The 7,292-nt window shown below is 69.5% G+C and carries 5 protein-coding genes; 3 read left to right on the top strand and 2 right to left on the bottom strand.

Annotated features, from left to right (window positions below):
* Positions 1-1,059 (top strand): phenylacetate--CoA ligase family protein (locus AC1D01_RS14735; RefSeq protein ID WP_477867428.1); only part of this gene is annotated, 1,059 nt, incomplete at its 5' end.
* Here the strand turns inward: AC1D01_RS14735 and AC1D01_RS14740 are convergent.
* Together AC1D01_RS14740 and AC1D01_RS14745 are read right to left on the bottom strand one after the other, a co-directional pair.
* Positions 1,060-2,037: a Bug family tripartite tricarboxylate transporter substrate binding protein gene (locus tag AC1D01_RS14740; protein ID WP_477867430.1), complete on the bottom strand. Its 978-nt coding sequence runs from the start codon at positions 2,035-2,037 to the stop codon at positions 1,060-1,062.
* A gap of 34 nt (positions 2,038-2,071) precedes the next feature.
* Positions 2,072-3,313: a pyridoxal-phosphate-dependent aminotransferase family protein gene (locus AC1D01_RS14745; RefSeq protein ID WP_477867432.1), complete on the bottom strand. Its 1,242-nt coding sequence runs from the start codon at positions 3,311-3,313 to the stop codon at positions 2,072-2,074.
* Positions 3,314-3,450: 137 nt separating this feature from the next.
* On the opposite strand from AC1D01_RS14745, the gene AC1D01_RS14750 reads away from it, so the two are divergent.
* Together AC1D01_RS14750 and AC1D01_RS14755 are read left to right on the top strand one after the other, a co-directional pair.
* Positions 3,451-4,143 (top strand): GntR family transcriptional regulator, encoded by a 693-nt coding sequence (locus tag AC1D01_RS14750; protein ID WP_477867434.1) that lies wholly within the window; start codon positions 3,451-3,453, stop codon positions 4,141-4,143.
* 44 nt (positions 4,144-4,187) lie between these two features.
* Positions 4,188-7,181 (top strand): FAD-binding and (Fe-S)-binding domain-containing protein, encoded by a 2,994-nt coding sequence (locus AC1D01_RS14755; RefSeq protein ID WP_477867436.1) that lies wholly within the window; start codon positions 4,188-4,190, stop codon positions 7,179-7,181.
* Positions 7,182-7,292: the final 111 nt, after the last annotated feature.

Consider the following 7,292-nt stretch of genomic DNA (forward strand, 5'->3'; position numbering starts at 1 on the left):
GCGCTGCAGCAGGCGCAGCGCGCCAGCGACCCGTTCGGCGGCTTCTCGGCCATCGGCTGGCGCGGCCTGCGCCGCCCGGGCGGCGCGCGCCGCGTGTTCCAGTCGCCCGGTCCGATCTACGAGCCCGAGGGTGCGGCCACCGACTACTGGCGCGCCGCCCGCGCACTGCATGCGGCGGGCTTTCGCGCCGGCGACCTGGTGCACAACAGTTTCAGCTACCACCTGACGCCGGCCGGCTCGATGATGGAAGGCGGCGCGCTCGCGCTCGGCTGCACCGTGTTCCCCGGTGGCGTCGGCAACACCGAGCTGCAGCTGCAGGCGATGCGCGAGCTGCGGCCGCACGGCTATGCCGGCACGCCGAGCTTCCTGAAGATCCTGGTCGACAAGGCGCTGGAGGGCGGCGGCTCGCTCGGCTCGGTGCAGCGCGCGCTGCTCAGCGGCGAGGCCTTTCCAGCGGCACTGCGCGACTGGCTGCGCGGCCACGGCATCGAAGGCTACCAGTGCTACGCGACAGCCGACCTGGGGCTGATCGCGTACGAGACCGAGGCCCGCGAAGGGCTGGTGCTCGACGAAGGCGTGATCGTCGAGATCGTGCGGCCCGGTACCGGCGACCCGGTGCCCGAAGGCGAGGTCGGCGAGATGGTCGTGACCACGCTGAACCCGGACTACCCACTGGTGCGCTTCGGCACCGGCGACCTGTCGGCGGTGCTGGCGGGCCGCTGCCCGACCGGGCGCACCAACACGCGCATCAAGGGCTGGATGGGTCGCGCCGACCAGACGGCCAAGGTGCGCGGGATGTTCGTGCACCCGTCGCAGGTGGCCGAGGTGGCCAGGCGCTTCCCGGAGATCGTGCGGGCGCGGCTGGTGGTCAGCGGCGAGATGGCGAGCGACCGGATGGTGCTGCGTGTCGAAGCGAGCGACGCGCCGGAAGGCCTCGCCACGCGCATTGCCGAGGCGATCCGCGACGTGACCAAGCTGCGCGGCGAGGTGGAACTGTGCACGCCGGGCAGCCTGCCCAATGACGGACGCGTCATCGAGGACGCGCGAAAATACGACTGATCAGGTGTCCGACTTCACGTGGCCTTCCTTGACCACCTTCGCCCACTTCGCGATCTCGGAGTGGATGAACGCGGTGAACTTCTCCGACGAGCCGCCGCCGTCTTCGGCGCCGTAGCTCTCCAGCCGCTCCTGCACGTCGGGCATCGCCATCACCTTGTTGGCGTCGTCGTTGATCTTCTGCGCCAGCCCCTTCGGCAGCTTGCCCGGGCCGACCAGGCCGTACCAGGTGGTGGCCTCGAAATCGGGGAAGCCCTGCTCGGCCATCGTCGGCACCGTCGGATGGCCCTTCGCGCGTCGGGTGCGCGTCTGCGCGATCGCGATCACCTTGCCGCCCTTCACATGCGGCGTGGCCGCCGTCATCGTCTCGAACACGTAGTTGATCTGCCCGCCGATCAGGTCGGTGATGGCCGGCGCGCTGCCCTTGTACGGGATGTGCAGCGCATTCACCTTGGCGCTCAGCTTGAACATCTCCAGCGCCAGGTGCTGGGCCGAGCCCGAGCCGGCCGAGCCGAAGCTGATCTCGCCGGGCCTGGCCTTGCACAGCGCGACGATGTCCTTCACCGTGACGGCCGGCTGCATCGTGCCGGCGATCAGCAGGTTGGGCGTCACGCCGACCAGCATGATCGGCACGAAATCGCGCTCGACGTTGTAGTTCAGCTTGGGCTGCAGGCTGGGCGCGAGCGCGTGGCTGTTGATGTGCGCCATCAGCAGCGTGCTGCCGTCGCTCGGCTGCTGCGCCACGTAGTCGGCGGCCAGCACGCCGGCGACGCCGGCCTTGTTCTCGACGATCACCTGCTGGCCCCACATCACGCCCAGCTTCTGGCCCAGCACGCGCGCCAGCGCGTCGGTGCCGCCGCCCGGCGGGAAGCCCACGATGATGCGGATCGGGCCCGAGGGCAGTCCCTGCGCGAACAGGCGGGGCGCGCCCAGGCTGGCGACGGCACCGGCCGCGGCCTGGAGTAGCGAACGACGTTGCATGCGAACCTCCTGACTGTTGTGGAATGCGGTGTCTTCAGGCGGCGGCCTTCAGGGCCGTGCTCTGCGGATGCGAAGAGAAGTAATCCATCGCCGCCTGCACACCGCTGCCCGCGGTGACGATGCCCGACAGCTTCAGCCCCATCTCGACGCCCGACAACGCCGCCATCAGCGTCAGGTCGTTGCAGTCGCCGAGGTGGCCGATGCGGAACATGCGGCCCTTGACGCGGCCGAGCCCGGTGCCGAGCGACAGGTCGAAGCGCTGGTGGATCAGCTTGCGCAGCACGTCGGCGTCGACGCCCTCGGGCGTGATCACGCCGGTCAGCACCGGCGAGTACACCGATGCGTCGGCGCACTGGATCGGCAGGCCCCAGGCCCGCACCGCGCTGCGCACCGCCTCGCCCCAGCGCTGGTGGCGCGCGAACACCGTGTCGAGCCCCTGGTCGAGCAGCATGTCGAGCGCTTCGCTCAGGCCGTACAGCAGGTTGGTGTTCGGCGTGTACGGCCAGTAGCCCGTCTTGTTGATCTCGATGATCTCGTCCCAGGCCCAGAAGGCCTTGGGCAGCAGCGCCTTCCGGCTGGCTTCGATCGCCTTCGGCGACACCGCGTTGAAGCTGATGCCCGGCGGCAGCATCAGGCCCTTCTGCGAGCCGCTGACCGTCACGTCGACGCCCCACTCGTCATGCCGGTAGTCGGCACTGGCCAGGCCCGAAATCGTGTCGACCAGCAACAGCGCCGGGTGCTTGGCCGCATCGATCGCGCGGCGCACCGCGGCGATGTCGGAGGTGACGCCGGTGGAGGTCTCGTTGTGCACCACGCACACCGCCTTGATCGCATGGCCGGCGTCTTCGCGCAGGCGCTTCTCGATCAGGTCGGCCTGCACGCCGTGGCGCCARCTGTTCGGCAGGCCGGTCAGCGCATCGGTGCCGGAGAGCGCGAGGAACTCCGGCTTCAGGCCCAGGCGCAGCGCCATCTTCTGCCACAGGCTCGCGAAGTGGCCGGTCTCGTACATCAGCACCGCGTCGCCGGGGCTCAGCACGTTGGCGAGGGCCGCCTCCCATGCGCCGGTGCCGGACGCCGGGTAGATCACCACCGGATGCCGCGTGCGGAACACCTGCTGGATGCCGGACAGCACCTTCAGCCCCAGCACGCCGAACTCCGGCCCGCGGTGATCGATGGTGGGCAGGCTCATCGCCCGCAGGATGCGATCCGGTACCGGGCTGGGCCCGGGGATCTGCAGGAAATGACGGCCGCTGGGGTGCTGGTCTAGCGCGATCATGACGACTCCTGACGAGGTCCGAATGCGTCTGAGTTTTGCATACAAAATTCTTTTGTCAATGGTTGCCACCCGCTATGGCGTCCGTATGATGACCATCGACTTGCTCAGAAAATGAATACAAATTCAGAAAGCTCGCCATGGCCGACATCATTTCCATCCCCCGGCAGGTGCTGCACCAACAGGTGTGCACGCGGCTGCGCCAGCTGATCGTCGAGAACCACATCCCGCCCGGCAGCAAGCTGAACGAGCGTGCGCTGTGCGAGGAGCTGAAGGTGTCGCGCACCCCGCTGCGCGAGGCGATCAAGATGCTGGCCGCCGAAGGGCTGGTGGAGCTGCTGCCGAACCGCGGCGCGGTCGCGATGGAACTCTCGGCGCAGGACATCGCCGACACCTTCGAGGTGATCGCCGGTCTGGAAGGCCTGTCGGGCGAGCTGGCGGCGCAACGCATCACCGAGGCCGAGCTGGCCGAGATCCGAGCCCTGCATTTCGAGATGCTCGCGGCCTACACGCGGCGCGACCTGCCCACCTACTACAGCATCAACGCGGTGATCCACCGGCACATCAATGCCGCGGCGCGCAACCCGGTGCTGACGCAGACCTATGCCACGGTGAACGCACGACTGCAGGCGCTGCGCTTCCGCTCGAACTGCGACGAGGCCAAGTGGGCCCGCGCGATGGGCGAGCACGAACGCATGATCGAGCTGCTCACGGCACGCGACGCCGCCGGCCTGCGCCAGCTGCTGGTGCAGCACCTGCTGAACAAGCGCGACGTGGTGCTCGAACTGATGAAGCACGGCGAGCTCGATTCTTCGCCGAAGGTGTCGGCATGAACACGCTGGTCGACGCCGGCGTGGCCCGCGAGGCCGGCCGCTCGATGCGCGACTTCGGCACGCCCGAGGCGGCCGAGCTGGCTCGCCGACTCGCCGCCGAGACGCAGGGCGAGACGCTGTTCGACATCGCCTCGCGCGGCCGCTATGCGACCGATGCGTCGATCTACCAGATCATGCCGGTCGGCGTGTTCGTGCCGCGCAGCGCGCAAGACATTGCCACCGCGATCGACATCGCCCGCGACCTGAAGACCCCGCTGCTGCCGCGCGGCGGCGGTACCTCGCAGTGCGGCCAGACCACCGGCGCGGCGCTCGTGATCGACACCAGCAAGCACTACCGCCAGGTGATCGCGTTCGACCGCGACGCGATGACGGTGCAGGTCGAGCCCGGCATCGTGCTCGACCACCTGAACGCCTTCCTGAAGCCGCACGGGCTGTGGTACCCGGTCGACGTGTCGACCAGCGCGCAGGCCACGCTGGGCGGCATGGCCGGCAACAACTCCTGCGGCTCGCGCAGCATCGCCTACGGCAACATGGTGCACAACGTGCTCRCCGCCGAGGCCTGGCTGAGCGACGGCAGCAATGTGCGCTTCGGCCGCGTCGACCAGCTGGGCGCGAAGGAGACCGCGATCGCCGGTTTCGTGCGCGGCCTGGCGGCCACCGAACGCGACGAGATCGACCTGCGCTGGCCGAAGGTGATGCGCCGCGTCGGCGGCTACAACCTCGACATCTTCCGCCCGCAGAGCGAGCGGCCGTACACCGCCGACGGCAGCGTCAACCTGGCGCACCTGCTGATCGGCGCCGAAGGCACGCTCGCGTTCACGCGCAGCCTGACGCTGAAGCTCGCGCCGCTGCCGCGCCACAAGGTGCTCGGCGTCGTCAACTACCCGAGCTTCCATGCCGCGATGGACTCGGCGCAGCACATCGTGAAGCTGGGCCCGAGCGCGGTCGAGCTGGTCGACCGCACGATGATCGAGCTGTCGCGCGCGAACCCGGCGTTCCGCCCGACGATCGAGTCGGCGCTGGTCGGCGAGCCGCAGGCGATCCTGCTGGTGGAGTTCAGCGGCGACGACAAGGCGGTGCTGCTCGCGCAGCTCAAGCAGCTGGTCGAGCTGATGGGCGATCAGTTGCAGCTGCCGGGCAGCGTGGTCGAGATGCGCGACGAGGCGCCGCAGAAGGCCTTGTGGGAGGTGCGCAAGGCGGGCCTGAACATCATGATGAGCCTGAAGGGCGACGGCAAGCCGGTCAGCTTCATCGAGGACTGCGCGGTGCCGCTCGAACACCTGGCCGAGTACACCGACGCGCTGACCGAGGTGTTCCACCGCCATGGCAGCAAGGGCACCTGGTATGCGCATGCCTCGGTCGGCACGCTGCATGTGCGGCCGATCCTCGACATGCGCCAGGGCGGGCCGGGCGGCGGCGCGCACAAGATGCGCTCGATCGCCGAGGAGGCGAGCGCGCTGGTGCGCAAGTTCAAGGGTGCCTACAGCGGCGAGCATGGCGACGGCCTGTGCCGCGGCGAGTGGATCGAGTGGCAGTTCGGGCCGCGCCTCAACGAGGCCTTCCGCGCGATCAAGCAGCACCTCGACCCATTGAACCTGATGAACCCGGGCAAGATCATCGACCCGCCGAAGATGGACGATGCGAGCCTGTTCCGCTATGCGCCGGGCTACAAGACCATCGCGCTGAAGCCGGTCTTCGACTGGTCGGCCTGGAACGTGCAGAACGACCCGGCGACCGAGACCACGAGCGCGCCCGGCACCGGCGGCGATGCGGCCGGCGGCTTCGCGAAGGCCGTCGAGATGTGCAACAACAACGGGCACTGCCGCAAGTTCGACGCCGGCACGATGTGCCCGAGCTACCGCGTCACGCGCGACGAGCAGCACCTGACGCGCGGCCGCGCCAACACACTGCGGCTCGCGCTGTCGAACCAGCTCGGCGAACAGGGCTTCACGAGCGATGCGGTGCGCGACGCGATGGACCTGTGCGTCGGCTGCAAGGGCTGCAAACGCGACTGCCCGACCGGCATCGACATGGCGAAGATGAAGCTCGAGTTCACCGCGCACGACAAGGCCCGCCACGGCCACACGCTGAAGGACCGGCTGGTCGCCCACCTGCCGGCCTATGCGCGGCTCGCGAGCGCCGCGCCGTGGCTGTTCAACCTGCGCGAGACGCTGCCCGGCGCCAAGGGGCTGGCCGAGCGCTGGCTGGGCCTCTCGGCCCGGCGCAGCCTGCCGCGCTTTCGCCGCGACACCTTCCGCCGCGCGGCGCCGCACATCGGCCTGGTCACGCGCGCCGAGGTGCTGCAGGCCGACAAGCCGGTCGTGCTGTTCGTCGACACCTTCAACGGCGCCTTCGAAAGCGAGAACGCGACCGCCGCGGTGCGCGTGCTGCAGGCGGCCGGCTACGCCGTGCATGCCGCGAGCCGGCCGGGCGCGCCGCTGTGCTGCGGCCGCACCTACCTGGCCGCCGGCATGCCGGAGCAGGCGAAGGCGAATGCGCGCGAGCTGCTGAAGGCCTTGCTGCCGTTCGCGCAGCGCGGCATCGCGATCGTCGGGCTGGAGCCGTCGTGCCTGCTGACGATGCGCGACGAGATGCTGGTGATGGGCCTCGGCGATGACGCCAAGCTGCTGGCCGAGCACGCGCTGCTGCTGGAGGAGTTCCTCGCCCGCGAGGCGAAGGCAGGCCGTTTCGCGCCGCGCTTGCGGCCGGCGACGCAGGCGATGCGGGTGCACGGCCACTGCCACCAGAAGGCGTTCGGCGCGATCCAGCCGGTGCTCGACGTGCTGAAGCTGATTCCCAACGCGCTGCCGGCGCTGATCGAGAGCTCGTGCTGCGGCATGGCCGGCAGCTTCGGCTACGAGGCGAGCCACCACGCGGTGTCGATGCAGATGGCCGAGCTGAGCCTGCTGCCGGCGGTGCGCGAGGCGCCCGACGCGATCATCGTCGCCGACGGCACCAGCTGCAGGCACCAGATCGCCGACGGGGCGCAGCGCGAGGCCTTGCACGTCGCCCGGGTGCTGGCCGACCACCTCGCCTGAATGGCCTTGCATGGTCTCCGGGTTACGTAGTTTCCGCCATGCCGGCGCCTCGGAGCTTCCTTAAGCTCGGGTCTTCCGACTCTCCGACACGCTTGCTCGAAAGGACACGAC

The organism is Rhizobacter sp. P3_B12 (assembly GCF_056402895.1).

Excerpts from the sequence above, each read along its gene's own strand:
- AC1D01_RS14740 (WP_477867430.1), bottom strand. The coding sequence starts at position 2,037 with ATGCAACGTCGTTCGCTACTCCAGGCCGCGGCCGGTGCCGTCGCCAGC.
- AC1D01_RS14750 (WP_477867434.1), top strand. The coding sequence starts at position 3,451 with ATGGCCGACATCATTTCCATCCCCCGGCAGGTGCTGCACCAACAGGTG.